This window comes from Bacillus sp. SB49 (assembly GCF_000469135.2).
Taxonomy (GTDB): Bacteria; Bacillota; Bacilli; order Bacillales; family Halobacillaceae; genus Halobacillus.
Genome location: NZ_CP048117.1, coordinates 3,617,038 through 3,643,556, shown reverse-complemented (window position 1 = coordinate 3,643,556; position 26,519 = coordinate 3,617,038). Strand labels below are relative to the sequence as shown.

The 26,519-nt window shown below is 50.6% G+C and carries 24 protein-coding genes and 1 riboswitch; of the genes, 13 read left to right on the top strand and 11 right to left on the bottom strand.

Annotated features, from left to right (window positions below; all coding sequences use genetic code 11):
• Nucleotides 1–11: 11 nt before the first annotated feature.
• The 8 genes from M662_RS18840 to M662_RS18805 are packed head-to-tail and all read left to right on the top strand — an operon-like array spanning nt 12 to nt 8,533.
• Nucleotides 12–2,366 carry a pLS20_p028 family conjugation system transmembrane protein gene (locus M662_RS18840; protein WP_035388117.1) on the top strand — a complete coding sequence of 785 codons (2,355 nt, stop codon included), beginning with the start codon at nt 12–14 and terminating at the stop codon, nt 2,364–2,366.
• Nucleotides 2,367–2,380: 14 nt separating this feature from the next.
• On the top strand, nt 2,381–2,722 hold the full coding sequence (locus tag M662_RS18835) for a DUF5592 family protein (RefSeq protein ID WP_008634529.1): 342 nt from the start codon (nt 2,381–2,383) through the stop codon (nt 2,720–2,722).
• A complete protein-coding gene (locus M662_RS18830; protein ID WP_008634526.1) occupies nt 2,706–3,356 on the top strand; it encodes a hypothetical protein in 651 nt (216 codons plus the stop codon). Before M662_RS18835 ends, M662_RS18830 begins: the two co-directional genes overlap by 17 nt.
• Before the next feature lie 4 nt (nt 3,357–3,360).
• Complete coding sequence (locus tag M662_RS18825) at nt 3,361–5,316, top strand: VirB4 family type IV secretion system protein (RefSeq protein WP_369815274.1); 1,956 nt, start codon at nt 3,361–3,363, stop codon at nt 5,314–5,316.
• A 4-nt stretch (nt 5,317–5,320) separates the two neighbouring features.
• A complete protein-coding gene (locus tag M662_RS18820; RefSeq protein ID WP_235601506.1) occupies nt 5,321–6,442 on the top strand; it encodes a lysozyme family protein in 1,122 nt (373 codons plus the stop codon).
• Nucleotides 6,443–6,460: 18 nt separating this feature from the next.
• The gene (locus M662_RS18815; RefSeq protein ID WP_026577703.1) at nt 6,461–7,072 is read left to right on the top strand and encodes a hypothetical protein; all 612 of its coding nucleotides are present in this window, start codon (nt 6,461–6,463) and stop codon (nt 7,070–7,072) included.
• Nucleotides 7,073–7,088: 16 nt separating this feature from the next.
• Nucleotides 7,089–7,937: a coiled-coil domain-containing protein gene (locus M662_RS18810; protein ID WP_026577704.1), complete on the top strand. Its 849-nt coding sequence runs from the start codon at nt 7,089–7,091 to the stop codon at nt 7,935–7,937.
• 56 nt (nt 7,938–7,993) lie between these two features.
• Entirely contained in the window at nt 7,994–8,533 is a 540-nt protein-coding gene (locus tag M662_RS18805; RefSeq protein WP_026577705.1) for a hypothetical protein, read from the top strand.
• A gap of 46 nt (nt 8,534–8,579) precedes the next feature.
• Here the strand turns inward: M662_RS18805 and M662_RS18800 are convergent, their stop codons facing one another.
• Both M662_RS18800 and M662_RS18795 read right to left on the bottom strand, forming a co-directional pair.
• Nucleotides 8,580–8,993 carry a type II toxin-antitoxin system PemK/MazF family toxin gene (locus tag M662_RS18800; RefSeq protein ID WP_026577706.1) on the bottom strand — a complete coding sequence of 138 codons (414 nt, stop codon included), beginning with the start codon at nt 8,991–8,993 and terminating at the stop codon, nt 8,580–8,582.
• A gap of 3 nt (nt 8,994–8,996) precedes the next feature.
• Nucleotides 8,997–9,194 carry a hypothetical protein gene (locus M662_RS18795; protein ID WP_008638973.1) on the bottom strand — a complete coding sequence of 66 codons (198 nt, stop codon included), beginning with the start codon at nt 9,192–9,194 and terminating at the stop codon, nt 8,997–8,999.
• Between the two features lie 108 nt (nt 9,195–9,302).
• Between M662_RS18795 and M662_RS18790 the strand changes: the two genes are divergently transcribed.
• Entirely contained in the window at nt 9,303–9,569 is a 267-nt protein-coding gene (locus M662_RS18790; RefSeq protein WP_026577707.1) for a hypothetical protein, read from the top strand.
• 242 nt (nt 9,570–9,811) lie between these two features.
• Here M662_RS18790 and M662_RS18785 read toward each other — a convergent pair.
• The 5 genes from M662_RS18785 to M662_RS18765 form a co-directional block, all read right to left on the bottom strand.
• Nucleotides 9,812–11,154, bottom strand: a protein-coding gene (locus M662_RS18785) for an IS3 family transposase (RefSeq protein ID WP_162129321.1) whose coding sequence is annotated in 2 segments (ribosomal slippage) — nt 9,812–10,681 and nt 10,684–11,154 — 1,341 coding nt in all. Because the reading frame shifts where the segments join, the coding sequence is not laid out codon by codon here.
• 156 nt (nt 11,155–11,310) lie between these two features.
• Nucleotides 11,311–13,251 carry an ABC transporter permease gene (locus tag M662_RS18780; RefSeq protein WP_026577708.1) on the bottom strand — a complete coding sequence of 647 codons (1,941 nt, stop codon included), beginning with the start codon at nt 13,249–13,251 and terminating at the stop codon, nt 11,311–11,313.
• The gene (locus tag M662_RS18775) at nt 13,241–14,002 is read right to left on the bottom strand and encodes an ABC transporter ATP-binding protein (protein WP_026577709.1); all 762 of its coding nucleotides are present in this window, start codon (nt 14,000–14,002) and stop codon (nt 13,241–13,243) included. Before M662_RS18775 ends, M662_RS18780 begins: the two co-directional genes overlap by 11 nt.
• 217 nt (nt 14,003–14,219) lie before the next feature.
• Nucleotides 14,220–15,224 carry a sensor histidine kinase gene (locus tag M662_RS18770; RefSeq protein WP_026577710.1) on the bottom strand — a complete coding sequence of 335 codons (1,005 nt, stop codon included), beginning with the start codon at nt 15,222–15,224 and terminating at the stop codon, nt 14,220–14,222.
• A complete protein-coding gene (locus M662_RS18765; RefSeq protein WP_026577711.1) occupies nt 15,221–15,907 on the bottom strand; it encodes a response regulator transcription factor in 687 nt (228 codons plus the stop codon). Before M662_RS18765 ends, M662_RS18770 begins: the two co-directional genes overlap by 4 nt.
• A gap of 178 nt (nt 15,908–16,085) precedes the next feature.
• On the opposite strand from M662_RS18765, the gene M662_RS18760 reads away from it, so the two are divergent.
• Nucleotides 16,086–17,150 (top strand): branched-chain amino acid aminotransferase, encoded by a 1,065-nt coding sequence (locus tag M662_RS18760; protein ID WP_026577712.1) that lies wholly within the window; start codon nt 16,086–16,088, stop codon nt 17,148–17,150.
• Nucleotides 17,151–17,611: 461 nt separating this feature from the next.
• Here the strand turns inward: M662_RS18760 and dapA are convergent, their stop codons facing one another.
• Nucleotides 17,612–18,505 (bottom strand): 4-hydroxy-tetrahydrodipicolinate synthase, encoded by an 894-nt coding sequence (dapA, locus tag M662_RS18755; RefSeq protein WP_026577713.1) that lies wholly within the window; start codon nt 18,503–18,505, stop codon nt 17,612–17,614.
• A 129-nt stretch (nt 18,506–18,634) separates the two neighbouring features.
• Nucleotides 18,635–18,812: riboswitch (Lysine riboswitch) on the bottom strand.
• Between the two features lie 222 nt (nt 18,813–19,034).
• Between dapA and M662_RS18745 the strand changes: the two genes are divergently transcribed.
• Nucleotides 19,035–20,714, top strand: a complete 1,680-nt coding sequence (locus tag M662_RS18745; RefSeq protein ID WP_035388120.1) for a methyl-accepting chemotaxis protein — start codon at nt 19,035–19,037, stop codon at nt 20,712–20,714.
• Nucleotides 20,715–20,778: 64 nt separating this feature from the next.
• Here M662_RS18745 and M662_RS18740 read toward each other — a convergent pair whose 3' ends face one another.
• The 3 genes from M662_RS18740 to M662_RS18730 all read right to left on the bottom strand — a co-directional run bounded on the left by M662_RS18740 (nt 20,779) and on the right by M662_RS18730 (nt 23,650).
• A complete protein-coding gene (locus tag M662_RS18740; RefSeq protein ID WP_026577716.1) occupies nt 20,779–21,387 on the bottom strand; it encodes a response regulator transcription factor in 609 nt (202 codons plus the stop codon).
• Complete coding sequence (locus tag M662_RS18735; protein ID WP_008633791.1) at nt 21,384–22,520, bottom strand: sensor histidine kinase; 1,137 nt, start codon at nt 22,518–22,520, stop codon at nt 21,384–21,386. Before M662_RS18735 ends, M662_RS18740 begins: the two co-directional genes overlap by 4 nt.
• An 83-nt stretch (nt 22,521–22,603) precedes the next feature.
• A complete protein-coding gene (locus M662_RS18730; protein ID WP_008633792.1) occupies nt 22,604–23,650 on the bottom strand; it encodes a Delta(5) desaturase DesA in 1,047 nt (348 codons plus the stop codon).
• 324 nt (nt 23,651–23,974) lie between these two features.
• Here M662_RS18730 and M662_RS18725 point away from each other — a divergent pair, with 324 nt between their 5' ends.
• Both M662_RS18725 and pruA read left to right on the top strand, forming a co-directional pair.
• Nucleotides 23,975–24,892: a proline dehydrogenase family protein gene (locus M662_RS18725; protein WP_008633793.1), complete on the top strand. Its 918-nt coding sequence runs from the start codon at nt 23,975–23,977 to the stop codon at nt 24,890–24,892.
• A gap of 32 nt (nt 24,893–24,924) precedes the next feature.
• Nucleotides 24,925–26,472 (top strand): L-glutamate gamma-semialdehyde dehydrogenase, encoded by a 1,548-nt coding sequence (gene pruA, locus M662_RS18720; protein WP_008633794.1) that lies wholly within the window; start codon nt 24,925–24,927, stop codon nt 26,470–26,472.
• Nucleotides 26,473–26,519 lie beyond the last annotated feature (47 nt).

The window sequence follows — 26,519 nt, the reverse complement described above, 5'->3', positions numbered from 1 at the left end:
GGGGAGCAGGAATGAGTGATGAGGAAATACTCCAGAAACTGTTGGAATTCGGAGACTACCTGACGAAAGGGACGATCATTCAGGATACCTTCCGCTGGGTGCTGTGGATGTTCGTCAAGGGGCTCGCGTGGATCGTCGATGCGCTGGAAGATGTAGCGGATACGATTCTCGGCTTGAAATCCTTCTATAACAATCAGGATTTCGTCGATTTCGTCGATCAATTCCAGCCTGTGTTCGTCATCCTGCTGGCCTTCAACCTGTTATATATCGGCTACCTGCTGATTTTTCAGAAGAAGTTCAACAGGGAGGGCGTCTTCACGAACCTGATCATGGCACTGATGATCATCGTCGTGCTCGGAACAGGAATGCAGAAGGCGGACCGCTTTACGGATGACGCGATCCAGGCAATCAACTATTCCGGCGAAGGCGGGAAGATCGCTTCACAGGTCGTGAAAAGCAATATTACAGATATCGGACTGTATGATATCAACGGTTGGGATAATCCAGAGCTGGAGGAAAAGAACAACATCGATCCCGAATTCGCTACAGACATCAATATCAACTCCTACTTACAAAAGGACAGCGATATAACGGAAGAAGAGAACCTTAGTAATGACGGAGAAAAAATATTAAGCCATAAAGTCGAGACCCTCGGTGACGGATCGCGGAAAATTATCGACCTCGAGGACGGCAGCTGGATCACGGATATTACGAAGGAGTATTACTACCGCTATACGGTGGACTGGATCAATATGATCGGGACACTGCTGATCATGGCTTTTGTGCTGATCACCATTTCCGTGAAGCTTGCCAAGCTGTTCTTCGAGCTCGCCTTCAACTACGTTCTGGCGGGCATCATTGCGCCGACGGATATCCACAACGGACAGAAGATGAAGCAGGTCGTACAGAACATCCTGAACATCTTCCTCGTTACGATCATGATTTTTCTCAGTATGAAAGTGTACATGATCGGGACCGGCTGGATCGGAGAGAACTTCGACGGCATCGTCTATTTGATCGCCATGATCGGCTTTGCCGCAGCGGTGATAGAAGGGCCGAATATCGTCGAGCGGCTGTTCGGCATCGACGCCGGATTGAAGTCCGGATGGGGTGCGTTGGCAGGTACATATGCGGCGGCAAGAGGAGCCCAGGGACTTGCTAAAAGTGCAGGACGGACAGGCGGCGCAATGGTCAATAAATCGGCAGGCGCTGTCGGTGGACTCGTCGGCGTCGCCGGTGGTTTAGCCGGCAAACAGCAGGGCTCGGGGGAAGCCTCTGCCGGACAAAAGGGTGGAGCTCCTAAGTCGGCACCGAGTCACGAGCAGAAAAATAATCAAACGGCCGAATCAGAAGCAGAGAGTGGCGGACGTGAAGCGGCAGCCGGTGTCGAGGAAACGACCACGGCCAACGAGCAGGCTCCCGGTTCGATCCATGATGAGATGGATAAGCAGGACGGGGAAGAATCTGCTTCGGGAGCTGCGGGTCCGCCGTCCCTTCATGATGAAATGGCGAAGAAAGGCTATACAGGTGCAGGAACGCCTCCTTCAAAACAAGGGAAGAAGGCGAACGACGCCGGAAAACCGGGGCAAGGCGGCGCAGCTGGACAAGGAGAGAAATCCGGAACCGGCTCCGGCGCTCCGACCGGCGGAGCTTCTGGAGCACAAACGTCCGGAGCACCGGCTTCGGGACCTGAGCAGGGCGTGCAGCGGATGCCGAATGCTCCTGGAGGGGCGGAGGACCGTGGCAGCACGGGAACATCCGCGGAGCACTCCACAGAGAGCGGAGCTCCTGCTGCAGGAGTCTCCGGGGGCAACCGTCCGGGAACCGCATCTTCCGGTTCTTCTTCCACAGCATCAAGATCCGGAGGGACCGAAACGGCTCCGGGCACATCAGAAAAAGGAGCATCGAGCTCTAGCGGCACCGTTTCTCCCGGATCGTCTCCACGCGGGGCGGGCTCTGCCTCCAGCGGTTCTTCCGGCAGTAGACCGGCGGCATCCGGATCGAGCGGTTCTGCTCCTGTCGAGCGGGTGACGACAACGACGAAGACGACGACTGCCGGTCCGGCAGCGCCTTCTTCCGGCGCTTCACCGGCTCCGGCAAGACAGGAAAGACGGACGACGAGAACAACGTCAAGCGGCGGCAGTTCACGCCCTGTCTCCGGCGGCTCTTCCGGATCCGGAACGCGGGAGGTCATCCATGAACAGGAGCAGGTGGTGGAAGAGCGCCACGTCGGTCACGTGCTCCGCGATACTTTCCAGAACAACCGGACCGTCCAGCATACGCGCACGGGCTACCAAGTCGGCCGGAACACCGGCAAAGCAATGAAGCGCAACGTCAAGAAACAAGTGAAGAAATTTAAAGGATAGAAGGAAGGGAAACCATGGCGAATTACCGCATACCCAAGAACGTGACGAGTGAGCTGAAGATCAATAAGGCGTTGTACCTGACCGATCTCGGCATCCTCGTCGGACTGCTTTTGTTTACGTTTGTGATGAGCAATGTCGTTCACGCTTCCTTCACGTGGCTTTTCTATATATTCATGATCATCGTCGCGGGCCTGACGATCATCCGGCCTGCGACGAATCCGAAGAAGCGGATGTATGAAGCGATCTACCTTTCCCTGCGAAGAAGGAAGGACACATATATCGCCATTGATTATGAGGTGGACGAGAGCGATGAGAATAATGAAGTGGTAGGTGATACAGATGGCTTTATTCGATGAAAAACAAATGAAACGGCAGTCGGTGCCGGAGCAGAAGCAGCGGTCGGTTTTCGACGAAGCGAACATCCAGGAGCAGAAGGAACGGAAGTCGAAGAAAATCAAAGTGAAATCCAGTTTCGCTGAGATTTCTCCTGTCATCGATATGACGGCGAACGGGTATTTCCAGCTGAACCATGAAGAAGGCTATTTCGAAATTGTCCAGCTGACATCGAAGGATATTTATTCCCTCAATCAATCGGATAAGGATAAGAACATCTATACGCTGGCTTATTTCTACCAGTGGTACTTGAACGATATCAAGATCATCCCGCTGAACTTCCCTGTCGACACGAGCACCCAGCAGCGCCATATTCTGCGCAGGCTCGAGAAGACGACGAAGCGGGAATACCGCTTTTTCCTCGAGCAGAAGCTGAAGGAGCTTCAGTTCATCGAGAAGGAACGGACGAACCGGGAATATTACCTCTTCATCTATGCCGATGATGAGTATTCCCTGCACTCGCGGATCAAGAATATCGACCGGCTTATCAGCGTGTCGCTGCCGGTCGTGAGGCTGAGTGAAGAGAAGAAGATCAACATTTTGTATAAACTGTTCAATCTGAATTCCAAGAACAAAACAGCGAGAGGGGACATGTGACGTGCTGCAAGCGATATTAAGCCGATTCAAGCCATCGGACACGGAGAAGAAAGATGACAAAGAAGTCTATGGTTACAACCCTTATCTGCTGTCTGAGATTCAGAGTCAGGGCGGCATCAAGTTCGACGAAGCCTTCATCCGTAAAGGGGACGGCTATGAAACAAGCATCCACATCTACGATTTCCAAACGATCGTTTCCGACTTCTGGCTCGAGCAGATCATGAACATGCCGAACGTCGTGGCAAGCCTGGATATCAGTACCCCGAACCGGAAGGAAGTCATGGATAATATCAACAAGAGTATGGCCGAGCAGAAAGTCCGCGGAGAGAATGCCAAGGATACCTCGGACTTGATCGAAGCATCCCAGAGCTATGAAGAGCTTCAGGACATCTACAATGAAATCCGTCAGGGAGAAGTGCTGAAGCGGATCATCCTTCGTCTGTTTGTCAGTGCGAAGACGATCGATGAGCTGGAGCGTACCGTCAAAGAAGTCATCGATACGCTCGAATCTCTCAACTTCCGGGGAAGTGTGTTTCTCAATGAGCAGGAATACGAGTGGGAAGGGCTGTTCAGCAGCTACTCGACCCAGCAGAAATATCCGAACAAACGGAAAGGGGTCGAGATTCCGTCCTTGTCGCTTGCGGGCGGCTTTCCGTTCCACTTCACCGCTCTGAACGATCCGTTCGGTACCCATTACGGAACGACGGACACCAACGGCAACGTCATTTTCGATTTGTTCCATAAAGACCAGAAGCGTAAGTTCTACAACGCCCTCATGATCGGAAAAATGGGATCAGGGAAGTCGACGCTTCTGAAGAAGGTGGCGCTTGATAATGCGGTGAAGGGGCACAAAGTCCGGATTCTTGATATTACCGGAGAGTTTGAGGATCTGACCCATGCTCTCGGCGGAAAAATCATCGCCCTCGACGGATCGAACGGGATCATCAATCCGCTGCACGTCTATAAGACAGCATCGAACGATGACGGCACGGCGAACGAGCAGCTCTCGTTCACCCAGCACCTTAGTAAAATGAGCGTCTTCTACCGCTTTTTGAACCCGGATACGACCAATGCGGAAATCAAAGAATACGAGAATCTCCTGCGCAACCTGTACGTCGAGCACGGCTTATGGGTCGAAGGGGAGGAAGAGAACCGCATCACCGACCGGAAGGCGGAGGAATACCCGACGTTCAGTGACTTCCTCTACTACCTGCGGAAAGAGCTGTATGAAGACATTGATGCCCAGCGAGTCTATGAAAATATCGGCGTCGTCCGCCGCGAGCGTCTGGAACATATCGAACTGAACATATCCAACCTCGTCCAGAACTATGCGCACTTATTTGACGGACCGTCGAGCATCGATAACTTCGACCACGAGTACTTTGTATCGTTTCCGCTCCGTAATCTATCCGAGCTGAAGCCGGAAATTTTCCAGGCCCAGCTGTTCAACGTCATGAACATGCTGTGGGACGGCATGTTGAATAACGGACAGCCGCAATTCCAGGCGTTCAACAAGCACCGCCTCGAATTTGAGGATGCTATCCGTTATTTGATCCTGATCGATGAAGCCCACCATATCATTAATACGAGAAAAGGTTCGGAACACGGCGTCCAGTATTTGCAGCGCTTCATGCGGGAGGCACGGAAATATTTCGGCGGCATTTTCTTCGCGAGCCACCTGATCACCGACTTCGTACCGGAGAACGCTGATCAGAACAGCGCCGAAGAAGTGAAGAAGCTGTTCAGTCTGACGCAGTACAAATTCATCGCCGAACAGGACAGCGAATCGTTGAGCAGGCTGAAAGAGGTTTTCGTGGGGCAATTAAATGACAGTGAATTGAATCAGATTCCATTCCTCCAGACTGGACAGGTGCTGTTGTCGATCTCGTCTGTGAAGAACATCAAGATGAACGTCGATGTGTCGAAGGAGGAGCTGGACTTATTCGGTGGAGGTGCTTGATCCATTGAGCAATCTAGCGAAGAACGCAGTCAAACTGGGAGCAGGCTTCCTCTCGCTCAAAGCGAAATTGATCATCCTGCTCGTCGTTGTCGTCGGTTTTTTCCTTTTTGTCCTCGGTGTCGGCATCTTCCAGAGCTTCATCGGCGGATCGGATAGTAACAGTGGGACATCCGGGGAAATCATCAGCCTTCCCCCGGGTACCTTTCCTCTCAATGATACGGTGGAAGGCTACCGGAGCGATGTCGAAATGTATGCCAGGGAATTCGGAATCGAGAGCCACGTCGACGTCCTGCTTGCGATGATGATGCAGGAGTCGGGCGGAGGCGGGGATGACCCGTTCCAGGCAAGTGAGAGCAAGTGCGGCTACATTGGCTGCATCACCGACCCGAAGGCATCCATCGAACAAGGCGTCAAACATTACAAGAGCGTCCTCGAGAAGGCGAACGGGGATATTAAACTGGCCCTCCAGTCGTATAACTTCGGCGGCGGGTTCATCGATTATGTGAATGACCGCGGCGGTGCTTATACCGAGGACCTCGCTGTTTCCTTTTCGCAAATGATGTACGAGAAGCTGAAGCATACAGGGCTTTACAGCTGTATCCGCGGGGATTCCGTTCCAAGCGGCGCCTGTTACGGAGATGTGATGTATGTCGATGCGGTCCTGAAGTATTACCATCCTGTGTCGAGTGACGCGATTGCGGGCATCTCCCCAAGCTTCAACGGTGATTTCGTCCGGCCGATCCAGGGCAGTGCGGAAATCACCAGTGATTACGGCTACCGGACCCACCCGGTGACAGGAGAGGAAAAATCGATGCACAACGGCATCGACTTCGCCTGTATGGGCGGCGTAACACCGATCCACTCGGTCGGAGACGGGGTGGTCGTGTACAGCCAGGGTGCGGGAACTTATGGGAATTCCGTCGTCATCCAGCATGAAGATCAGCTGTACACCCACTATGCCCACTTGTCGAGCATCGACGTATCGGAAGGTTCGCGAATTCAGGCGGGCGATAAACTCGGCGTCTGCGGAACGACAGGAAGATCGACGGGACCTCACCTGCATTTGGAAACGAAAAAAGAAATGTGGAGCGGACATATGGATCCGAAAGAGGTTCTCGGATTTTAACAGCAAGGAGAAAGCGATATGAACAGTATAAAACTATTCAAACACGTGTCGTTGATCATTCTCGTCCTTTTGCTGGCGGTCAATGCGTACTTCTTCTATGCCAATGGCAAGAAAGGAGACGAGTACGAGGCGGTCGCCAAAGCGAATCAGGAGCTTCAGGACGAGAACCGGGTGCTCGAGGATAAGGAGAAGAACATCTCCAATACCGCACGCGAGCAGCGGTTCGATGACTTGCAGAGTCAGGCGAAGCTGTTCGTGAACCTCGTCTTCGTCCAGAAGATCGAAGGCTACCAGCAGCGGAAGGACCAAGCGGCGGGCGTCATGAGTGAAGCCCTGCAGGAGCGGTACTTCCCGGCGGATGAATTCAATCAGAACAACGTGGAGTCGAAGCTTTTGAGCGAAGAGTATTACATTCAGAACATGGATGCGAATCAGAAGGAAATCGATGTGCTGATCGAAGTCGAGCATGAAATCGACTACTTGGAAACCGGAAAGAAAGACAAGTCCAAGATGTTTCTGCGCGTTCACTTCGTCTATGAAGAGGATGCTTGGATTGCGACAGACATCGAGGATTTGTTCGCAGATACAGAAGAAGTGAAAGAGGAAGATCCGGAAGCGAACGACGTGTGACAAAAGGGGTGAAGCTATGTTCAACAAAGATAAAGTGAATCTGAGGAGGAAGTCGAACCGGATGTATATGACCATCCTCGGCGGCGTCTTTCTTGGGCTCGCGTTTTTCCTGACGTCCGGGTTTGTTTTCGAGGAGAAAGTGGAGGTGCTGTCTTCTCCTGTCAACGAAGATATCAAGGTTTCCTCCACGGAGAATGTCGTCATCAACCGGTGGATCTATGATCCGAAGACGGGGCAGATGGAGGTCATCATCGATACCGGACATCTGAAGAATGAATACGACACGATCGATTTTGAAGCCTTCCAGAGAAGCGACGGCAGCGAGGTCGATACCGAGGTCGTTTTCCAGTACGAAGACCACTACGTCGTCCGTTTGGAAGGACTGTCGACTGATTATACTCAGGTCGCTCTCGATTTGATCGGAACGAAAGAAGTCCCCGAGGAGGAAGAGGCGGAAGAGGAGCAGTCCGGCCGCTCCATCCTGAGGACGTTGTATGCCGACTACAGGGAAGTGGAAGAAGCATCGATTGAGGAACGGGAGAGCGGCGAGTACATTTCCTACACGACCGACCTCATCATCGAAGGCATCAGAGAGAATATCCAAACCGTAGAAGAAGACATCAAGGATCTGAAGGCAGATTCCAAGGATGCAGAGGAACGGATCGCTTCCCTGCGCGAGGATAAAGTCTACCAGACCGATGAAGAGAAACTTCAGACGGACAATGACATCAATGCACTGGAAGTTAAAAAGAACGAGACAGCGAAAGAAATAGAGCGCTTGAAGATGGACTTGGAGCGATTCGACGATAAGATTCAAAAGACAGAACAGCGGGAGCGCGAGCAGCTCCTTGAGACAACCGATTGAAGAAGGGCGGCCCTGCAGGAAGCCGGGGCTGCTTTTAACAGAAAGGATGAGATAGGATGGAACGAGAAGAGAACCTGATGGGGACGATCGTATTCGAGCCGGCAGATAAAAGCCAGCAGTATATGATGCTGCGGGATATGAATACCGATCATACACAGGAATATGCCATCGAGCCGGGTGGCATCATTGAGAACGGAGAAAGAAGGGTGCACCTATCCGATCTGCTCACGAAAGAGAACGCAGCGGAATTGAGAGAAGCGCAGATGCAGGGGCGGCAGACGTCGTTCATGTTGTCCGCGAAGGAACTCGAGCATGCCAAAGGGCTTGATCTGGTCAATCCGGAGGCGAGCGCGAAAGCAGAATCGATGAAGGATTTGAAAGCCCAGTATCAGAACTTGTGGGATATGGTGAAGAAAGAAAACAGCGGCGAATTGACGGAAGAAAATCTCGTCAACCGCCTGTCCGCGGAGCAGACGTACCGGACCAGCAAGCAGGAAGTCATGGAGACGTTTAATGTCCCGCAGCAGACGATTACGAAGATGGAAAGCAGTGTCAGGCAGGAGACGAAAACAAAATCTGCAGAAAATCAGCTGTAATAAAAGCCCCCTTAACTAAGGGGGCTTCCTGCTTGTGGAGAGGGCATCAGGAAAGGGATCCTGATTTCTGGACGCTTTTTCTCAGCTGGATATCCATCCGGTTGCAGGCGACCGATTTCCGCATGACGTCAAGCATTTGAGCCGTGGAGATCTCGCCTGACTTTTCGAGGTGTCCGATTTCTTCTCTGCTCATGGAGAAATAGTTATCGGACGTGCAGAGGACGGCGGAATCCTTCTTCAGTTTATTGACGTCGTCTTTTTCGACGAGGACGCCGTGTTTGTTCGCTGGATATGTTTTGATCTGCGAGGTCAACGTCCGCAGGTGGACTTGATCGTCTTCCACCTTCATGACGACACAGGGACGGGCGCCTTTATTGCTCATTTCCCCTGTTTTTTTGTCATAAAAGTCGATGTCCACCCAGACGACGTCCTTCATTTGGGGTGTGTAGATATCACTCATCGATTACTCCACATCCCACAGCTTGCGAAGTTCTTTGTCGTCCTTGTCGATGATCACTTTGCCTTTCCCGTCTGTGCGCAGGCGGTCGGCCGGCTTTTCTCCGGGTTGTTTGTCGAGAATGTCCCGCTGCTGCTCCTCGATCTTCTGAAGTCGTTCGATTTCTTTCAGCATCTCTGCTTCTGTCTGTTTGTCTGCGCTCATGGAAGCACCTCCGATGGTTTTGTTTTTTCCATTATATCACAATGGAAACGCACAGAAATCACGGGTTGGATAACAAAAACATACATACTTAGAAAAGGAGGGGATACGATGAAGGGAGAGAAATCGAACCTATTCAAGAATATAGGCCTGTGGGCGATGAGGATTCTGCTGCTGGCCGTAGCTGCCTTTGCCGCTTATTTCCTGATCGTACATACGAAGGACATGCTGCAGCTGTTTCTGCTGCTGATCATCCTGCTTATGGCCGCCGTGGTGGCCTTTCACATCCTTGCCGTCCTGTTTTATATCTTCCTTGTCATCCTGGCGATCGTGCTCCTCTTCTCCGGTGCAGGATGGCTGCTTCATTTATTCGGCTGATTAGGGATGGTTCCCTTTTTCCGGCTGTGAAATCTTAAAAAATCGAAGGAAGGAATAAAAATCCTCCTTCTATGAAACTTTTCCATCAAATAACGATAACGATGGATGAAGGGAATGAAACAAAAGGAAGGGAATTATGGCAAAGGGTGGAGGGGAATGGAGCAGACTCCTGTGGGAATAGTGGCACAGGTGAGACCCCGGAAGAGCGGAGTGAAATGAACCCATGAACTTGGACAATGTTTTTATGACGCTTTATTAAATTTCTCACGAAATTGAATCGGACTCATGCGGAGTTTCGACTTAATTCTTTGATGATTATAATTATCCATAAACGCTGCCAGTTGCTCTTTGAAGTGCTCGATACTTTCAAATTCTTTGTAGTATAAAAGCTCTGATTTCATGATGCCGAAGAAGTTTTCTATCACGGCATTATCGTGACAGTTCCCTTTTCTAGACATACTTTGGGTGATGCCTGCCTCTTGAAGACGTTCTCGATAGGGACGCATTTGATAATGCCATCCCTGGTCGGAATGCATCATTAATTCGTCTTCCGGGTTCAAACGCTGAAGGCCGTTCTCCAACATTTCCGCTACCAAGGCGTACGTAGGGCGCAACCCGATCGTATACGTAATGATTTCACCATTAAATAAGTCCAGAATGGGAGAAAGATAGAGTTTTTCACCAAACAATTTAAACTCCGTAATATCCGTTACCCATTTCTGATTCGGTTTCGAAGCTGTAAATTCCCTATTCAAGAGATTATCGGCTACTTCACCGACTTTCCCTTTATAAGAATGGTATTTCTTCATGCGAACTTGGCATCGAAGGCCTAACTCTTTCATCAGGCGGTAAACTTTTTTATGATTCACATGAATACCTTCATTCTCCAACTGATTTTGAACCCGACGATACCCGTATTTCCTATCAGATTGATGGAAGATTTCCGTGATCTTTTCTTTCAGCTCACGATCAGGATCTGTTTTCCCCATCTGCTTCACGTGATAGTAGTAAGTACTACGGGGGATACCAGCTACCTTGACGAGTTTATATACAGGGAAGGCGTGCCTTAGTTCGAAGACCGTTTGGGCTTTTTGCCTTTCGGTTGGTTCTTGGTTTCCTCTTCGACTAAGGCATTTAATTTTTTTAGATAAGCGTTCTCCATGCGTAGGTATTCGATTTCTTCTTCTATCGATTTGAAAGAACGAGACGGTTTATTGGATTTGTCCTTAGCCATAAGTAGTTGATCCTCCTGTGCAGGACCCAAGGCCGCCAGGCCGCCCTGTTTCCACTTCACGATCCATCGGCGAACCATGGAGAAGTCTGGAATGTGAAAGAGAGCGGAAGCTTCACGTATGGAGGCTCCTGTTTCCTGAATATAGTTAATTACCTTCAGTTTAAAGGCAGGAGGGTAGTTTGTATAGGGAAAGTGAAAAGCTTCATTCCCATGATACTCAAACAATTTGACCCAATATCGTAACGAAGAATTATCGATGTCGAGTTCTTCGGAAAGTCCTCGTATACTGATGTTTTCGTTTTGATATCTCCACACAATGCTTAACTTTTCTTCTTTACTCCATTTATTCATAGAAATGCCCCCTGAATATTGTCCAATATTCAGGGGGCATTTCAGCAGAGCGATGAGGAGGCTCACCGGCCACCCCACGGAAAGCGCTCGATTCCCCGGAGCCCGCTCGCTTCCTATGAAAATACTTCTTCAGCAAGCTGAAAAAAGAGGCACTCATCAGAGTGCCTCTTTTATAATGCGTTTGTAATACAGGACCGACAATAATCCGAAGACGGAATAGAGCAGGGTGTAGACGCCCATGACGACGAACATCGGTGTCCACAGCTCCGTTCCGAAGAAGAACCAGCCGGATTGGACGGCGAAGTAGCTGTGCAGCAGACCGACGACGAGCGGGATGCCGAAATTGAACAACTGCTTCCCTTGAATTCCCCGCAGGAGATCGCCGCGGCTGAAGCCGAGCTTTCTCAGAATCGTGTAGTTCGGTTTCTCTTCATCCCCTTCGTCCATCTGTTTGAAGTATAGAACACAGCCGGATGTGACGAGGAAGGTAAGTCCAAGGAAACCGACAATGAACATACTCAGTCCCATTGTTTTTTTCTGTGACTCCGTCTGCGCATAGAGGGACAGGTTTTCGTTCTCCTTCGCAAATGTCATCGATTGGAAGATATCATCCGCCGTTTCGATGTCCGCTCTGTCTTCCACGTTCACCCCTGTGTACGTGTCGTAGGTGGTCTGGATATCGTCCAGCTGCTCCTGTTTCAGCTTTTGGAAGGTGTTCTCACTGACGACGGCCGCTGGTGCGCCGAACGTGAAGGCTCTGGAGAGGACGTTTTCTTTCGTGCTGCCGATGTAATCTGCGTCCATCTTCCCTTCTGATGTGATCAACTGCACCTTGCCCTCGTCCTTCAGCTGGGACATCTGCATGTACGCATCGTTGTAGCCGGCGAACAGGACTTGATCATCCTCAAGCACCGTGTCCTCCAGAGCCGTATCAGCGACGACCGGCATATCCATTTGATTGTTCTCTATTTGCATTTCCTCTAAATTCGTACCAAAAATGTCTTTGACCATCACCCGCGCATCTGTAACGTCGACCTTTTCTTCGCTGTAGGCGATGCCGGTCTGATCAAGCGCCTCCGTGTAGGCGGCCGCATCTTCTTCGGACACGAAACTGAAATCGTCCGGAGAAGAAATGCTTCCGACATCATAGACCGAATAGTACGAAATGTAGGTGAGCGACAGCAGACCGATAGCGAGGGCGGAGACGGTCGTGATGATCGTCAGGAGCATCGCATTCGATTTCATCCGGAACATCATCGATGATAAGGACAACACTTCATTGATGTTCAAATATCCCTGCTTATTTTTGCGAAGCAGGTTCGATACGAAGCGTACCGATCCCTTATAGAAGAAGTACGTTCCGATGATGACCGCTGCCAGAATAAAGACCATTGCCGCAAACAGCTGGTTCATGGAATTGAAATCCCCGCTGAACAGCTTCGAGGAGACGTAGTAGCCTGCGATGATCAGGGTCAGTCCGAAGATACCCATCAGAATCTCCCAGACGGATATGTTCCCGACTCTCGTCTCCGTCTTCGATTTCGTCCGGAACAGCGACAGGATACTCTGTCTGCGGATGAAAAAGTAGTTGAGCAGCATGATGAACAGATAGATTGCCATGAAGACAAGGATCGTTTGGAGCAAGGCCTTCCCGGAAAAGGACAACGTGGCGACTTCCTCGATGTCTGTAATCCGGAAGAGCGCCATCATCATCAGCTTCGAGACGGCGAAACCGGCGAACGTCCCGACGATCAAGGAGCCGAAATAAACGATCAGGTTCTCCAGGCTGATGAGCCGGAAAATCCGGTTCTTCGTCATTCCGATCAGCTGGAACAATCCGATTTCCTTCCCGCGCCGCTTGATGAAGATATTGTTCGCATAGATGAGGAAGATAGCTACGATCGCAATCAAGAGAACGGAAGCGACCCGCAGCGCAGCCTCGCCCTTGATCGATCCATCCATGCTCATCGCCGGATCATACTGCAGCGTCACGAACGAGAAGTAAAGGGCGACACTGAAAATGAGAGCGAAAGAGTACAGGTAATAGTTCTTCACATTCTTTTTCAAATTGCGGATAATCAGTTGATTAATATTCATAGTGCACCCCGCTGAGGACGCCCTGGGTTTTCATGATGTCTTTCAGGAATTCCTGCCGCTGCTGGTCTCCTTTATTCAGCTGTGTGTAAATCTGTCCGTCTTTGATGAAGATGACGCGGGTACTGTAGCTTGCTGCGACAGGGTCGTGGGTGACCATAGCGATCGTCGCCTCTTTCCGTTCGTTCAAACGACCGAGCTTACTAAGGAGATCAGACGCTGATTTCGAATCGAGCGCGCCTGTCGGTTCATCGGCGAAAATGATGCTCGGATCATGGATGAACGCTCTCGCTGCGGAAGTCCGCTGCTTTTGACCGCCGGAGATTTCATTCGGGTATTTGTTTTCAATTTCTTTGATCCCGAGCTCTTCCGCTACCTCCTGGAACCGCTCATTCGCCTGCTTCTTTTTAACGTTGGCGATGGACAGCGGCAGAAGAATGTTTTCCTTCACTGTGAGCGTATCGAGCAGGTTGTAATCTTGAAAAATGAATCCGAGGTGATGCTTCCGGAACTCAGCCAGCTTTTTGTCTTTCTGGCCGGTGATGACCTGTCCGTCGATTTTGATGGTTCCGTGGCTCACCCGGTCGATGGAGGAAAGGACGTTCAGCAGTGTCGTCTTTCCGGAACCGGATGCTCCCATGATCGTGACGAACTCGCCTTTTTCGATGGTCAGGTTGATGCCTTCTAATACGTGCTGTTTCGTGAATTTATTGCCGTAGCTTTTATGGATTTTCGTAGCTTCTAATATACTCATGGTATGACCTCCCTTGTTCTATGACTTTATTCTATTAGCTTTTTCCGATGTTTTCCTGTCATTCACCTAACAAAATCGGGGATGGAAGTGACAGTTTCGTCACATGGGCAGATGAGAGGGGCGGGAAGTCTCCTCGATCCTTTGGCCTTGATCCTTCCCACCCTAAAGGAGTTCTCCCTGCTGCGTGCAGGTAAAAGAAAAGAAGCATAGGACAGGGTCACATGCTTCGGATGGTTGTGAAGGCGTCTTTCTTCGGGAAGTGGAGGGTGAAGGTGGACCCTTGTCCAACTTCGGAAGTGACGGAGATCTTCATCTTCAACGTTTTCCTGATGCGGTCGGTCAAATAGAGACCCATTCCCGTTGCGGCGCCGTTCTGGTGATCGGATGTCGACGTGAAGCCTTTATCGAAGATGCGGGGGAGGTCTTTCGCCTCTATGCCCCGGCCTTCATCACGGATCGCTATGTGCACCCGCTCGTCTTCCCGCCGGCTTGTGATGGTAATGTCACTCGATTCGCTGTATTTGATGGCATTCGTCAGCAGCTGGCGCAGGATGAAGGCGAGCCATTTCGCATCACTCAACACGTGTGTCGCTTCCAAATCGATATCGAAGCCGATTCCCTTCTGCATGCACCAGGACTTAAGGGTACGGATTTCCTGAAATAACAGCGGCTCTAACTCTATTTCTTCTATATAAAGGTCATTCTCGATGAAGGGGATCCTTTTCTGATAGAGCTGCTGGTCTAGAAGCAGGTGGATCCGCATCCATTCATACGTCAGCTGGGACTTCAGCTTGTAATCTTCGATCTTATCAAACAGGAGGTGCATCGCACTCATCGGCGTCTTCACTTCGTGGATCCAGGAGAGCAGCTGGTCCTTCTCCTCTTCCAATCGGTGCTGGTTATCGGCAAGCTCCTGTTTCAAGCGTTCCATATGGTCTGTGACGTTGTCGTCGATGATCCGTTCAAACGGACTGTCCCCTTCCGGAAAAGTCGAAAGATCCAAGTCCCGGTCCCGTTCCTGCATTTGACGGTAGAAGCGGGTTTCCTTCTGGTACCGGATGAATAAAAACAGCGCAATTAAAAGGAAGGACAGAAAGTTGTAGTACAGAACGGAGGTGACCGGGATTGTCGGATCGATGGCACCGATGAGAGCTGCCAGCACCTGCAGACCGAAAAGAAAGGCGATCCAAGCAAGGCGTTCTTTCAGAAATGCCCCGATCATTGCGAAGCCTCCTTCGCCACATAGCCTTGTCCGACCTTCGTCTCAATCGCATCTCCCAAGTCGATTTCAGCGAGTTTCTTGCGCAGCCTGTTGACGTTGACGGTCAGGGTATTGTCGCTGACGAACCGTTCATCCTCCCACAAACGCTGGATCAGCTCTTCCCGGCTGACAATCTTGCTTTTTTTATCCACCAGCTGCTTCAAAATAAGGATTTCGTTCTTCGTCAAATCGATCGATCCTTTTTCATTGGACACGCGGTTGCGGTCATAGTCAATGGTGGCTCCCTGCCAAGTCTTCCACTCATTCGTTTCCGTATTGTAGTTGTAGACGCGGCGCAGGATCGCCTGGATCTTCGCAATCAGCACATCGAAGTGAAACGGCTTCTGGACGAAATCGTCGGCACCCAGGTTCATCGACATCACCATGTCCGTCGGATGGTCTCTCGAGGACAGGAAGATGATCGGTACGTTCGAGTGGGCACGGATCATCCGGCACCAATGGAAGCCGTCGAACTTCGGCAGTTGGATATCAATGAGCACAAGATCGGGATTTACATCGGTGAACCGGTTCATCACCTGTTGGAAGTCATCGATCCCATATACTTCATACGACCATTGCGACAGTCGTTCCTCCATTTCCTGGAACAACGTCCGGTCGTCTTCAATCAACAATAATTTAAACAAAAAAGACACCACGCTTTCCGTATATTGCCTTTTTCCAGTATACCATGATGCTCTCCGTACCGTATTTCGATTATTCAAGCAAATTCCCTTTAAAATTGTCGGAAGTGGGCGTACAATGGATAGTATTATTTATAAAACGGCCCCGGCCGGCGATTACATAAATAAAGGAGTCCTGACAATGGCATTGAGCATCATTCAAAGCGAAACGAAGAAGAAGAAACCGGAATCGAAAGAGATTCCTTTCGGGAGAACGTTCACAGACCATATGTTTGTGATGGATTATGAAGCGGATAAAGGCTGGCACGAGCCGCGCATCGTCCCTTATGAGCCGCTGACACTCGACCCGGCAGCGATGATTTTCCATTACGGGCAGACGGTTTTCGAAGGGATGAAGGCTTATCGTACGGATGATGACCGCGTCCTGCTTTTCCGTCCGGAGAAGAACTTCGAACGCTTGAACTTGTCCAGTGAGCGCTTGAGCATTCCGGCGATTGATGAAGACGAAGTGCTGGGTTATCTGAAGGAGCTTGTGGAGCTGGAGAAAGACTGGGTTCCATCCTTTGAAGGGACGTCGCTGTACATCCGTCCGTTTATCATTTCGACAGAAGCGAACCTCGCCGTTGCGCCGTCGAAATCCTACAAGTTGATGATCATCCTCTCTCCAGTCGGCCCGTATTTCTCCGGCGGTTTGAAGCCTGTCACGATCAACGTCGAGAATGAATTCACCCGTGCGGTCAAAGGCGGCACCGGCATGGCGAAGACAGCAGGGAACTATTCCTCCGGCTATCAGGCCCAGGCGAAGGCGGTCGAGGAAGGCAACAACGATGTGCTTTGGCTTGATGGTGTGGAGAAACGCTACATCGAAGAAGTCGGCAGCATGAACATTTTCTTCAAAGTGGACGGAGAAGTCGTCACACCTGCCTTGAGCGGCAGTATCCTGAAGGGGATCACGCGCGCATCGATCCTGGAGCTTTTGGAGAAGTGGGGCATCCCGGTCACCGAGCGCCGAATTGCGATTGAAGAGCTGTATGAATGGTATGAACAGGGGAAAGTGGAGGAAGCGTTCGGAACAGGAACGGCTGCCGTCATCTCTCCTGTCGGGGAATTGAACTGGCTCGGTAAGAAAATGGTCATCAATGATCATGAAATCGGCGAGCTGTCCCAGAAGCTGTATGACACGATCACCGGAATCCAGCGCGGCCGCAAGGAAGATACGGAAGGCTGGACGGTCACGATCGACTGAAAAGACCCTCCGGCTTCGTTTGAATAGTATGCATAGAAGAGAGCCTCCCAATGGTGTGGAAGGCTCTCTTTTTGTTGGAGGAGGGACAGGAAGGGGAAAGCTGCTCTTCCGGCGACTCCCCTGTTGCTATGTTTCCCTTTTCTTTTGGATTGGACGAGTAACTTACTCTGTAACCCCAGCCATAAAAGCACAGAAGGCAGCAAGGTAACGAATAAAGGGTAGTTCGGTCCTTGCCAGCCTAAGATGTACAAAAAAGGTAATCTAAAAATAAAAGAAGCAACATCCATGAAAGACTGCATCTCATTGTGGAAGGACTGACTATACTCAATGGTCCTATCCACCCCGCTCTGATCATTCTTAATTTTTATCCCGTACGCCTCTAAACGAATCATCACCTATTTTAATGGGTTAAAAAAGAGGAAGGCGTGCTCCTATCCAGAGAGCACGCCTTCCTTTATTCTTTATGATGCCATTCGTTCGTCTTGTCTGATCGTGCTTACTATATCCAAAACCCGCTTGCTTTCTTCCTGCGACAAAGGCAGCAGAGGCAGGCGGACGCCTCCGACCTGGACGCCGAGAGCGTTCAGGGCTGCTTTCACCGGTGATGGACTCGGTGCGGAGAAGATGGCGTGCATGACCGGGAGCAGCTTCTGGTGAAGCGTTGCTGCGAAGGCGCCGTCTCCTTCACGGTAGCTTTGGATCATCTGCTGCATTTCTTTTCCGATGACGTGGGAGGAGACGGAGACGATACCTGTCCCACCGATGGCAACGAACGGCAGCGTGTTGCCGTCTTCTCCGCTGTAGACGGAGAAGTCCTCCGGCGTTTCGCGGATGATGGTCGTCGCCGCATCGAGATCGCCGCTCGCTTCTTTAACGGAAACGATGTTGTCGATCTTAGATAAGCGGATGATCGTTTCCGGTTCCATGTTGACGACGCTTCTTCCCGGAATGTTATAAAGCATGACCGGGAGGGAAGTCGCTTCAGCGATGGTGCGGAAATGCTGATACATCCCCTCCTGAGACGGTTTGTTGTAGTAAGGGACGACGAGCATGACGGCATCCACGCCGGTCTGTTCTGCTTCCTTCGTCAGCTCTATAGATGCTCGTGTGTTGTTGGATCCTGTTCCTGCGATGACCGGAACACGTCCGTCGACGACTTCCACAGTGAAGCGGAACAGGGACAGCTTCTCCTCTTTCGTAAGCGTCGGAGATTCTCCGGTCGTTCCTGCGATGACCAACGCATCCGAACCGTTGTCGATCAAATGGTCGATCAAAGCACGTGTCGCTTCATAATCAATATTCTCATCGTTGTCGAACGGGGTTACCATTGCTGTTAATACTTGGCCGAAATTCATAACCTCACACCCTTTAGTAAGTTTTTTTAAATACAGACCGAGGCATCAGGACCATTCAGCGCAGTAAATAAACAAAAACGGCAGCAACGAGGGAATCGCTGCTGCCGTAGAAACTTTGTATCCGTTCCTGCGTAAGATAGCCCTCCATATAGTCTCCTATATGACAGTCCTGCACTTCTTCAGTATCAGAACCAGCTTCAGGAAGATGAGATTCGAGAAGCTTCGGCAATTTCCCCTTTCCGCATCGATCGTCAGAGCTCATTCTCCTCCGTATGCGTACTGATGTCATTGCACCTCTATCCTTACTCCAAATAAAATTTGAAATAAGAAAATATTTAGTTAGCTTGATCGTAACAAAAATTGTCCTCAAATACAACACGAACGATGAAAATTCCAAATCTTCGACAATGTTTTTGCACATTGGCTTATGCCGACCTGCGCATGGGAGAGGAGGAACTACATAAAAAGGTCCATCAACCCGATATAAAAGATAGATAACTATAATAAAAAAGGGGACCTGGTTTCAACGATGAAAAGTATAAGAGGAAAGATTTTGACGGCCTTCTCAGTGGTCATTTTATTGACGGTTTTGCTCGCGAGTTTCAACTATTTCGCTACTTCAAGGACGAACGAGAATACGAAGGGGATCGTCGACCGTGAACTGCCGCTGTTGATCCTCGATGAGAAGCTCGCCTATAACTTATCACAGAAGGTAGCTGCAGCCCGTGGGTATGTACTCTTTAACGATGACGCATACAGGGAAACCTTTGAAGCGTATTCGGAAGACAGCATGAAGATGCAGAAGGATCTCCTGGACCGGACGGACTCCGATGACATCAGGAAGCTTGTCACGGACAGTATTGAATGGGAAGGGACTGTGCGGACAGAGGTGTTTGAACGGTTTGACGACGGTCGGGAAGAGGAAGCCCTGAAAGCGCTCGAAGATACGGTTACTCCGGTAAGTAATGAATTGATAACCATCTATGAAGAAGCCTCTATTCGTAGAGAAGGAGAAATCCAGGAGATGGGATCTAACGTGTTGGAAAGCGGCGCGGCTATGGTGTTCTGGGGATTGATTATCTCTGCGGCAGTCATCCTGGTCGGACTCCTTTTCGCATGGATGATGGCGAATAACCTCTCCAGGCCGATCAAACGTGTGGCAGAACGGATGCGTCACCTTGCGGGCGGCGACATCAGTAAAGGGGATCTGGAAGTGAAGAGCAAGGATGAGATCGGGGCGCTTGCCGGTGCGATGAATACGATGCAGGCGGCCTTGAAGGAAGTGATCGAATCGGTTTCCCTGACCTCCGACCGTGTCACGGTGCAAAGCAGGGAGCTTGATCAGGCATCGGAAGAAGTGAGGGAAGGAAGCGTGCAGATCGCCTCGACGATGCAGGAAATGTCTTCCGGAGCAGAGTCCCAGGCGGACGGTGCTTCCAGTCTGGCGGAACAGATGCGCACCTTCACAGATAAAATTGCGGTTGCGGATGCGAACGGCGGGCACGTGTCGCATTCGTCTTCTCAAGTACTCGAGCTTGCAGAAGGAGGTCGGGAGCAGATGAAGGCAGCGATCGGCCAGATGCACAGGATCGATACGATTGTGAAGGATTCGGTCGAGAAAGTGAAAGGCCTCGATAGGCAGTCTCGGGAAATTTCCAAGCTTGTCCAGGTCATTGAAGCGATTGCGTCTCAGACGAACCTGCTGTCGTTGAATGCGGCGATTGAAGCCGCCCGTGCGGGTGAGCACGGAAGAGGCTTTGCCGTCGTTGCGGATGAGGTGAGAAAACTTGCAGAGCAGGTCACTGCTTCTGTCGGTGATATTACCGATATCGTGGAAGGCATTCAGACGGAATCCGGGCAGGTCGTCCAATCCTTGGAAGAAGGATATACCGAAGTGGGCCGGGGGTCTATCGAGATGGAGGCAAGTGGAGAGACGTTCGATACGATCCATCATTCCGTTTCGGACATGGTAGCTAAAATCCAGGAGATTTCTGCCCACCTTCGCGAAATTGCCGGCGCAGGACAAGATATGAACCGTTCCATCGAAGAAATCGCTTCGATTACAGAAGAGTCGGCGGCGGGGGTCGAACAGGCAGCTGCTTCGGCCCAGCAGTCGAGCGGATCGATGGAGGAAGTGTCTCGAAGTGCCGCCGAATTGTCGGAGCTGGCAGGAGAACTGAATCGTCATGTCCGCCGTTTCAAACTATAAGAAAACACCAAAGAACAGCCGGTCCTGCGAGTATAAGCAGGACCGGCTGTTTTTTTTAGGGGAATCATTTCGACCGTTTGTACCAGCCCTTTTCTTTAAAACGAGAGATCGCTTCGATTCGGTTGGTTACTTCCAGCTTTTCCAGAATGACAGATATGTAGTTGCGGACAGTCCCTGGTGTGATGAACAGCTCTTTAGAGATATCCTTCGTATTTTTTCCATCTGCCATCAGCTGAATGACTTCCTGTTCCCGTTCGGTGAGCGGATTGGGTTCGGTGAAGGCAAGATCAACCAGCTCCGGGTCGAAGATGCGCTGGCCGTTCATGATCTTACGGATGGCCGTTGCCAGTTCCTCACTCGGACTGTCTTTGAGCAGATACCCGCTGACTCCCGCTTTTCTTGCCCGTTCGAAGTAACCGGGGCGGGCGAAAGTCGTCAGGATGATGACTTTGCATGTTTCCTCTTGAATTTCTTCGGCGGCATCCAGGCCGTCTTTCACCGGCATTTCAATATCCATGATGCAGATGTCCGGCTTTTCTTCATGGACAAGGTTGACTGCTTCCTGACCGTTTCCCGCCTGCCCGACGACTTCCATCCCTTCTTCTAAATCCAGCAGGGCGCCCAGCGCGCCCAGCAGCATACGCTGGTCTTCTGCAATGACGATCCGTATCATGCCGGACCCTCCTTTTTCTTGTTTTTTATCACATTCGGTACGTGAAAGAGCAGCTTGGTTCCTTCTTCGGAACGGATTTCCAGCCTTCCGTTAACGAATTCCAGCCGTTCGCGCATTCCCTGTAAGCCGTGTCCCTGGAAAGGTTCCAGCGTCTCCGGAATCCCTTTCCCATCGTCGGCAATCGTGACGAGAATTTCATTTGGTGAGGGATGGATCGTAATATGGCAGGTGGAAGCTTCGCTGTGCTTGACTACATTCGTCGCTGCTTCCTTCAGGCACATACTGAGTACGTTCTCAACAAGCAGCGGGGTGTTCTTAAGCACCGGATCTCCTTCGTAGGAAAACGTCATTTCCGCTGCCTCGATAATCTGCCGGACGCGGACGAGTTCATCCTCAAGCTTCGTCCCTCTCATATTCGATACCATTTCCCTTACTTCCTTCAACGCATTGCGTGAGGTCATCCGGATATCATCGATTTCCTGCTTGGCTCGATTCGGCTGCATGTCCATCAGCTTCCGGGCGAGGTCGCTTTTCAAGCCGATCATCGACAGCTTCTGTCCGAGGGTATCATGAAGGTCCCGCGCAATCCGCTCTCTTTCTTCGATGACCATCAGCTGGGAAATCCGTTCATTGGCATCCTGCAGTTCGCCTTCCAGCTTCTGCTGCTGGTTCCGGTAGCGGACAGTGAAGGGGAGCAGGATCACACCGATGACGGTGATGATAATGAACGGCAGGTTCGGAAATACCGAATCAAGCTGATGGATGAAAGTGACGGTGATGGCGATCAACGTCGTTGCCAGGTGGACAATATAGAGAGAAAGAAACCCACCCAGGCTCTTAATGTTCCCGATGAAGAAAGCGAGGAACAGGGCGAAATAGATGTATCCGAACGAAATGGTCATCAAAAGACTGATCACCATTTCGATACTCACCCACAGATATACGAATCCGCTCTTGGAGATGAAGGACAGACGATACGCAAGGAAGAAGAGCAGCGTCATCAAAATGCCGAACATCATTTCATACATCGAAGAGGAGCGGAAAATGAAGAAGAACGGCAGGACGCAGAAGATAATCCAGACATAAATGCTGAGTCCTGTGTTCTTCGGAATGATATGGTACCAGTTCTGCATGGCGGCGGCCTCCTTGTTTCTCTCACTTAAGCATAAAGGAAAATAAAGAAAAAACCCATTCAAAGGAATGGGTTTTGGTGGAATTACTGGTCTTCCTGGAACCTTGGACGGCTTTGGACACGTCGCTGCTTTTTCTCCAGTAACGGTTTCACTTCTTTGAAGGAAATGAATGTCTTGTTTTCCGTGTCATACAGGCGGAAGCGGATCGACTCAAGGCTCGTCTTCAGCGTGATGGTCGTTGCGTGCTGAAGGGGAGGCGTCTCTTCGTGTGCCTTCTCCAGGGCGTAGTTCGGTACCCGCGGGCTCAAGTGGTGGACGTGGTGGAAACCGATGTTTCCGGACACCCATTGAAGCAACTTCGGAAGCTTATAATAAGAGCTTCCATCGACCGCTGCTTTAACGAAGTCCCACTCCGATTCATCTTCAAAATAGGAATCCTCGAACTGGTGCTGGACGTAAAACAACCAGATTCCGAGAACACCGGATACGTAAAGGATCGGCAGCTGGATGATCAGGAATGCCTGCCAGCCGATCGCCCAGATAAGAAGGGAGTAGATGGCGACGACCGCCACGTTGGTAATGTACGTATTCCAACGTTCTCTGCGCTTTGCACCTTTGCGGTTGAAGCGGTTGGAGATAAGGAACAAGTAAATCGGTCCGAGTCCGAACATGACGATCGGGTTGCGGTACAGACGGTAAGCGAGACGCTCTTTGAAACTCGCGTTCACATACTCATCGACCGTCATCACCCAGATGTCACCGGTACCACGTTTATCAAGATTACCGCTCGTCGCATGGTGGATCGAGTGGCTCCGTTTCCATTTTTCGAAAGGGAAGAGCGTCAAAATACCCGAGATCGTTCCAATGACACGGTTGGCCTTCTGACTTTTCAGGAAGGATTGGTGCGTGCAGTCATGGAAAATGATGAAGACCCGGATCACGAAACCTCCGGCGATCATGGCGATTGGAATGGCGAGCCATACAGATAAAGCCATGCTGGCGTAAGCCAAATACCACAGCAGGATAAATGGAATCAGTGTATTGATCAGCTGGCGGACGCCGGCGGCTGTATCCGGTTTCGCATATGCGGAAACACTTTTCTTCAACTCTCTTTGTTTGGCGCTGTTCATAGGTTTTTCTCCTCTTTGATTGGTCGTTATCCCCATCATAAGAGATAAGAGGACCGACGATAAGACACAAACGTCAGGACTTACCCATGACACTTATCATGGGTCGGTAAGAGAAAGTGGATATTCCCATTATATGGGTGGTGAAAACACCTTTCGACACTTTTGTGCTGAAACAATAAAAAGGCGGGGGTATCTTTGTGTTTCGACCACGTTGTCAAATGTAAGCGTTATTCGTTACAATTTTCTTAACAATTAAACATTTCCGAGTTACACCGGATAAAGCTTGTATGGATCGATAGAGAATGATGAAAGGGTGTGGGGATCTTGGAAGCCATCAGTAAGAATTTCTTCTTATACCTTTCCAACAATAAGATGTTAGATCGGATGGCCAAGCGCTTCGGCACAAGATTCGGAGCGGACAAGATAGTCGGGGGAGAAACATTCCCTCAGGCAATACCGCTGATCAAGCAATTGAATGAGGAGGGACTCGTGGTAACCGTCGATCACCTTGGTGAATTCGTCGACTGTGAGTCTGAATCGAGGGACCGGGCCGGAGAATGCATCCGCAGTATTCAGCAGATTGCTGCCCATCAACTTCAATCGGAAGTGTCCTTGAAGCTGACCTCCCTCGGGCTTGATATCAGCCATGAGCTTGTGATGGAGAATATGGAACTGATCCTGAAGGAAGCGGAGAAGCATGGTATCACCGTGACGATTGATATGGAGGATTCCTCCAGGTGCGGAGCGACGCTGGACATATACAAAGCGCTGAAGAAAGACTACCCGAACCTCGGAACTGTCGTTCAATCCTATCTGTACCGCTCCGATCAGGACTTGGATGATCTCAATGAATACGATCCATACCTGCGCCTCGTCAAAGGGGCTTACAAGGAATCCGGCAAAGTAGCTTTCCCGGAGAAGAAGCTCGTCGATGATAACCTCAAGCATCTGATCAGAAAGAACTTGTTAAACGGCAACTATACGGCCATTGCAAGCCATGACGATGCGATTGTCGCTTATACGAAGCAGCTCGTGAAGGAGCATGACATTCCGAACGACCGTTTCGAATTCCAAATGCTTTACGGCATGCGGACACAAATGCAGGCAGACCTTCTGAAAGAGGGATATAAAGTCCGTGTGTATATGCCGTACGGGGAAGATTGGTACGGCTACTTCATGAGACGCCTGGCGGAGAGACCGGCTAACATCGCCTTCGCCATGAAAGGGATTTTCAGCAAATAAACTATTTATTATACAGAGAGGGGAATTTACCTATGGTCCAGCCATATAAGCACGAACCATTCACAGATTTTACAGTAGAAGAGAACAAGAAAGCTTTCGAAGAAGCACTGAAGCAGGTGAAGGAAGAGCTTGGTCAGCATCATGACCTTCTCATCAATGGAGAACGCGTGCACACGGATCAGCATATTACGTCCATCAACCCGGCGGATACGAAGCAGGTTGTCGGAACGGTATCGAAAGCGAATGCGGAACTTGCAGAGAAAGCAGTGCAGGCAGCAGCGGACGCTTTTGAAGATTGGCGCAAATGGGATCCACGTGCCCGTGCAGAGCTGCTTTTCCGCGCTGCGCACATCATCCGCCGCCGCAAGCATGAATTCTCCGCTTACCTTGTGTACGAAGTAGGGAAGCCTTGGAAAGAGGCGGATGCGGATACAGCGGAAGCTATCGACTTTCTTGAATATTATGCTCGTCAGATGATTGAACTGAAAGAAGGGAAACCGGTGGAAAGCCGTCCGGGTGAACAGAACCGTTATGTGTACACACCGACAGGCGTAGCCGTCGTCATTCCACCATGGAACCTGGCATTCGCTATCATGGCCGGTACCGCTGTCGCACCGCTTGTGACAGGAAGCACGGTTGTCATGAAGCCGGCCAGCAACAGTCCGGTCGTTGCAGCCAAATTCGTTGAAGTGCTGGAAGAAGCCGGTCTTCCGAAAGGCGTCTTGAACTTCGTCCCTGGAAGCGGCGGCGAAGTAGGCGATTACCTCGTCGATCATCCGAAAACAGCCCTTATTTCCTTCACCGGCTCCCGTGATGTCGGTCTTCGCATCATCAAACGCGCGGCCGAGGTGAAGGAAGGGCAGAATCATATCAAACAGGTGATCGCGGAAATGGGCGGGAAGGATACCGTCGTTGTCGATGAATCAGCGAACATTGAAACAGCCGTCGATGCGATCATCACTTCTGCTTTCGGTTTCTCCGGTCAGAAATGCTCCTCCGGTTCCCGTGTCGTGGCACACGAAGCGGTTTACGATGAAGTGTTGGAGAAAGTGAAAGAGCGTGCCGAACAGTTGACCGTCGGAAATGCCTCCGAAGAGAACGTGTATATGGGGCCTGTCGTCGACAAAGGGGCTTATGACAAGATCATGAGCTACATGGAAATCGGGAAAGAAGAAGGCCGCCTTGTCACTGGTGGAAAAGGTGATGACTCCAAAGGGTATTTCATCAAGCCGACGGTATTTGCAGACCTTGCGCCGGATTCCCGTATGCAGCAGGAGGAAATCTTCGGGCCGGTCGTTTGTTTCACGAAGGCGAAGAACTTCGATGAAGCGATCGATATCGCCAACAATACGGAATATGGACTGACTGGTGCAGTCATTTCCGATGACCGTGATCACCTGGAAAAAGCGAAGTATGATTTCCATGTCGGAAACCTTTACTTCAACCGCAGCTGTACAGGAGCCATTGTCGGCTACCAGCCGTTCGGCGGCTTCAAAATGTCCGGAACCGACTCTAAAGCCGGCGGACCGGATTATCTGGCGCTGCACATGCAGGCGAAGACGATCTCGGAAACGTTCTAAAAACGTATTCGAAAATGTCATCTACTCCTTACAACAAACCAAAGCTC

What these genes read in the sequence shown, in the direction of transcription:
- M662_RS18790 (WP_026577707.1), top strand. Translation starts at nt 9,303, where the DNA reads ATGAAGGGAGAGAAATCGAACCTATTCAAGAATATAGGCCTGTGGGCG.
- M662_RS18770 (WP_026577710.1), bottom strand. Translation starts at nt 15,224, where the DNA reads ATGATCGGGGCATTTCTGAAAGAACGCCTTGCTTGGATCGCCTTTCTT.
- M662_RS18800 (WP_026577706.1), bottom strand. Translation starts at nt 8,993, where the DNA reads ATGAGTGATATCTACACACCCCAAATGAAGGACGTCGTCTGGGTGGAC.
- M662_RS18810 (WP_026577704.1), top strand. Translation starts at nt 7,089, where the DNA reads ATGTTCAACAAAGATAAAGTGAATCTGAGGAGGAAGTCGAACCGGATG.
- M662_RS18835 (WP_008634529.1), top strand. Translation starts at nt 2,381, where the DNA reads ATGGCGAATTACCGCATACCCAAGAACGTGACGAGTGAGCTGAAGATC.
- M662_RS18795 (WP_008638973.1), bottom strand. Translation starts at nt 9,194, where the DNA reads ATGAGCGCAGACAAACAGACAGAAGCAGAGATGCTGAAAGAAATCGAA.
- M662_RS18735 (WP_008633791.1), bottom strand. Translation starts at nt 22,520, where the DNA reads ATGCAGAACTGGTACCATATCATTCCGAAGAACACAGGACTCAGCATT.
- dapA (WP_026577713.1), bottom strand. Translation starts at nt 18,505, where the DNA reads ATGAATTTCGGCCAAGTATTAACAGCAATGGTAACCCCGTTCGACAAC.
- M662_RS18805 (WP_026577705.1), top strand. Translation starts at nt 7,994, where the DNA reads ATGGAACGAGAAGAGAACCTGATGGGGACGATCGTATTCGAGCCGGCA.
- M662_RS18745 (WP_035388120.1), top strand. Translation starts at nt 19,035, where the DNA reads ATGAAAAGTATAAGAGGAAAGATTTTGACGGCCTTCTCAGTGGTCATT.
- pruA (WP_008633794.1), top strand. Translation starts at nt 24,925, where the DNA reads ATGGTCCAGCCATATAAGCACGAACCATTCACAGATTTTACAGTAGAA.
- M662_RS18775 (WP_026577709.1), bottom strand. Translation starts at nt 14,002, where the DNA reads ATGAGTATATTAGAAGCTACGAAAATCCATAAAAGCTACGGCAATAAA.
- M662_RS18760 (WP_026577712.1), top strand. Translation starts at nt 16,086, where the DNA reads ATGGCATTGAGCATCATTCAAAGCGAAACGAAGAAGAAGAAACCGGAA.
- M662_RS18740 (WP_026577716.1), bottom strand. Translation starts at nt 21,387, where the DNA reads ATGATACGGATCGTCATTGCAGAAGACCAGCGTATGCTGCTGGGCGCG.
- M662_RS18780 (WP_026577708.1), bottom strand. Translation starts at nt 13,251, where the DNA reads ATGAATATTAATCAACTGATTATCCGCAATTTGAAAAAGAATGTGAAG.
- M662_RS18830 (WP_008634526.1), top strand. Translation starts at nt 2,706, where the DNA reads ATGGCTTTATTCGATGAAAAACAAATGAAACGGCAGTCGGTGCCGGAG.
- M662_RS18730 (WP_008633792.1), bottom strand. Translation starts at nt 23,650, where the DNA reads ATGAACAGCGCCAAACAAAGAGAGTTGAAGAAAAGTGTTTCCGCATAT.
- M662_RS18815 (WP_026577703.1), top strand. Translation starts at nt 6,461, where the DNA reads ATGAACAGTATAAAACTATTCAAACACGTGTCGTTGATCATTCTCGTC.
- M662_RS18840 (WP_035388117.1), top strand. Translation starts at nt 12, where the DNA reads ATGAGTGATGAGGAAATACTCCAGAAACTGTTGGAATTCGGAGACTAC.